This window comes from Frankia sp. CcWB2 (assembly GCF_977927585.1).
The window spans coordinates 4,317-7,796 of record NZ_CDWRCM010000186.1; the positions used below are offsets into that span (position 1 = coordinate 4,317).

The window sequence follows — 3,480 nt, forward strand, 5'->3', positions numbered from 1 at the left end:
GCGCCGCCTGCGCGCGGGATATCATGGCGACGCTGCGGTCCGACGCCGAGCCTTTCCCCTGCGTTTTCGCGGTGGCCGCGGCCCATGGTGGCGGGCTGCGGTTCGGTTTCGTCGACGATCTGCACGACGAACGGACCTGGTCCGTACTGCCGGATATCCTTGCCGCCTATCTCTCGGTGTACCAGTCGATATCGCGGAACACCTCCCTCGTGGTTTTCTTCGGATCCGGCGGCGGGACGGCGGGGCCGGAGCCAGACGACGTCCTCTCCTACGAACAGCGATTCTGGTCGGTGCTGCGCTATCTGCACGACAGCGATGGCGAGCCCTGGCCGTCGGACATCCCGACCGACATCGACGATCCCGGCTGGGAGTTCAGTTTCCGCGGCACCCCGATTTTTGTCGTCTGTAACACGCCGGCTCACCACCGGCTACGCAGCCGGAGCAACCCGGTGTTCACCATCACGTTCCAGCCCCGCTGGGTCTTCACCGGCCTGGAGCCGACCAGCCCGCGGGGCGCCGCCGCGCGGAAAATAATCCGCGAGCGTCTCAGGAGGATGGATGAGGTGGATTCAACGCCCCTGCTGGGCTCCTACGGCGACCCGGACAACCGGGAATGGAAGCAGTACTTCCTGCGTGACGACGCATCGGTCGCAGAGAAATGCCCGTTCCACGCCGCTCCCGGCCGGGAGACGGCCGGAACAAGCGCCGGGAAAGCCGCCGTGGAGACGCCCGGAACAGCGCCCGGGGCGGCGGTCGGGAAAGCGGGGCCGGCCCGGCCCGGCCGCGACGGGCCTGTTCAAGGTGGTCGTCAACCAGGAACAGCAGTACTCGGTGTGGCCGTACGGGCGACGCAATGCGCTCGGCTGGTTCGACACGCCCGTCACGGGAACCCGGCAGCACTGCCTGGACAGCATCGAGCTGAGTTGGACCGATCTGCGGCCACGCAGCCTGCGGCGACGGATGTCAGGCCGCGGCGGCGGCTCGTCCGGCGCCGCCGCGCCGGCGCGCACCGGCCGGTACGGCGGGCTCGAGGGCCCGGACCCGGCGTCGGGCCGCGGGCCGGTCGCCACGAGTTCCGCCTGAACGGAAGGGAAAACCATGGTCGCGAGACGGTCTTCCATCCCTACTTCGGGTCCATCCAGCGACGTTGGCCGGGGCGGGACCGACCTCGACCAGCGGCGACCGGTCGCGGACGACTTCTCCAGCGGGCGGGTGGATCCGCTCGTCGAGCGCTCGCTCACCGCTCTTGTGGCGGAGGCGACCCGCCGGACGCCGGAGGCGACCGCCGTTGTCGGTCTGGCGGGCGCCGACGCGGGCGCGGGCGTGGCCGTCACCCTCACCTACGCCGACCTCGAACGGCGGGCCGAAGCCGTCGCCGCGTCGTTGCGCGCGGTCGGGGTCGGCCCGGAGGTGACCGTCGGTGTGTGCCTGCTACGCTCGGCCGCCCAGGTGGTGGCCCTGCTCGGTGTGCTGCGAGCCGGCGGCGCGTTCGTCCCCTTGGACGGCTCCTGGCCGGCCCGGCGCATCAGCGCGGTGGCCGACGAAGCCGGGATCGCGGCGGTGGTGGCCGGGGCGGCCGGCGCCCCGCCCGAGCTGTCGGCCAGCGCCGGCTTCGTGCCGCTGCTGCGGCTGGACCCCGCCGGCCGGCTCGTCACCGCCGGTGGCGGCACGCCCGCCAGGGCGGTCTCGGCCGACAACCCGCACCCGTACCCCGCCGTGGACCTGGAGAACCTCGCCTACGTCATCTACACCTCCGGGTCGACCGGGACACCCAAGGGCGTGATGATCCGTCATCAGGCGATCTGCAACCGGCTGCGCTGGCAGGTCGACCTGCTGGGCCTCACCGGTGATGACGTCGTCCTGCACAAAGCGCCGTTGAGCATCGACATCTCGATCAACGAAATCCTCCTGCCGCTGGTCGCCGGGGCGCTCATGGTGATCGCGCCGCCTGGGGCCGAGGCGGATCCGGGCGCGTTGCTCGAGATCATCCGCGCCCATTCGGTGACGTTCTGCTATGTCGCGCCGTCCACGCTCGGGGCGATGCTCGAGTGTCCGGACGCGGTGGAGGCGGGGCGTTCGTTGCGGCACGTCTGGTGCGGGGGCGAGGTCCTGCGCGACGAGGCCTACCGGCGCTTCCGGGAGCGGTGGCGGGCCCGGCTTTACCACGGCTACGGGCCCGCCGAGGCGACGATCGGCGTCTCCTGCCGGGTGTTCGACCCGGACCAGGCCACCGCCCGCGTGTCGATCGGGCGGCCGAACCCGAACACTCAGCTCCGGGTCCTGGACGCCGAGTACAACCCGGTGCCGCTCGGCGCGGTCGGCGAGCTCTTCATCAGCGGGCTGCCGCTGGCCCGGGGCTACCTCAACGACCCGCGCCGCACCGCGGACCAGTTCGTGCCCGACCCGTTCAGCCCAGTGCCCGGCAGCCGGATGTACGCCACCGGAGGCCTGGGCCGGTTCCGCGCCGACGGGGAGATCGAGTTTCTCGGCCGGGCCGACAACCAGGTGAAGATCCGCGGCTTCCGGGTGGAGCTGGAGGAGATCGAGAACGTGCTGTGCGGCCAGCCTGGGATCCGCCAGGCCGCCGTCGTCCTTGTCCCCGGCCAGGCAGGGGACGACGGCGAGCTGCGGGCGTACTGCGTGCGCGCGGGGGCGAGCGGCCCACCGAACCTGCGCGCCTGCCTGGCCGAACGGCTGCCCGAGCACATGGTCCCGGACACCTTCGTCGACGTCGCCGAGCTGCCGCTGACCGCGGCCGGAAAGATCGACCGGAGCGCGCTCGCCGCGCCCGGCCCGCCTGGCCCGCCCGCCGCCAACGACCATCCCCACCAGAGGAGGAACTCGATGACTTCGGACCAGACCACGACGCTGGCCGGGCCCACCACCCCGGAGCGATCCCTCGACCCAGTGCCGGCGGCGAGCGCGCCGGTGGAGCAACCCGGCCGCTCGGAACCCGTCGAGCCGGCCGGGCCCGACGATCTGGCCCGCCGGGTGGAGGCCGCCCAGCACGGACCGGGCGCGCACGCCCTCGTGCGCTCGTTCGCGTCGAACCCCGCCTTCCGCCCGGCCGAGTGGGAGGAGCTGACCACCGAGGACGACCCGTACCGGCGCCCGGTCCGGCCCGCCGACCTGGCCTGGCTCGACTACGGCACCGCGCTGGGACCCGAGGACACCCTCAAGCTCTCGGGCCTGCTCGGGCACCGGATGCTGCGCAACATCTACGACGCGGACCTGCTGTACCTGCCGCCGAACCGCAACGCGGCGGCCGATCGTGACGCCTCGGACTTCTACGGCGCGGGGAACCGGCTGCGTGGCGCGCTCGCCCAGCCGGTCCTCGAACGCCACCTGTTCTCGTTCCTGGCGCACCAACGCCCGTCCCCGCCGGTCGGCCCGTCCGCCGGCGGGTTGCTGAGCGAGCTGCGCGGTTACTGGGAGGAACGCCGGGACCACCCGGGGGACGCGTTCACGGTGCTGCGCGGC

General features: G+C 72.6%; 2 protein-coding genes and 1 pseudogene. All 3 read left to right on the forward strand.

Features of this window, described 5'->3' with window-relative positions:
- Positions 1–23: 23 nt before the first annotated feature.
- Positions 24–611, forward strand: a pseudogene (locus tag ACY45C_RS17270) (YqcI/YcgG family protein); the annotation flags it as partial.
- 190 nt (positions 612–801) lie between these two features.
- Positions 802–1,083: an MbtH family NRPS accessory protein gene (locus ACY45C_RS17275; RefSeq protein WP_462188594.1), complete on the forward strand. Its 282-nt coding sequence runs from the start codon at positions 802–804 to the stop codon at positions 1,081–1,083.
- Positions 1,084–1,098: 15 nt separating this feature from the next.
- The coding region (locus tag ACY45C_RS17280; protein ID WP_462188595.1) for an amino acid adenylation domain-containing protein at positions 1,099–3,480 on the forward strand (2,382 nt) is incomplete at its 3' end.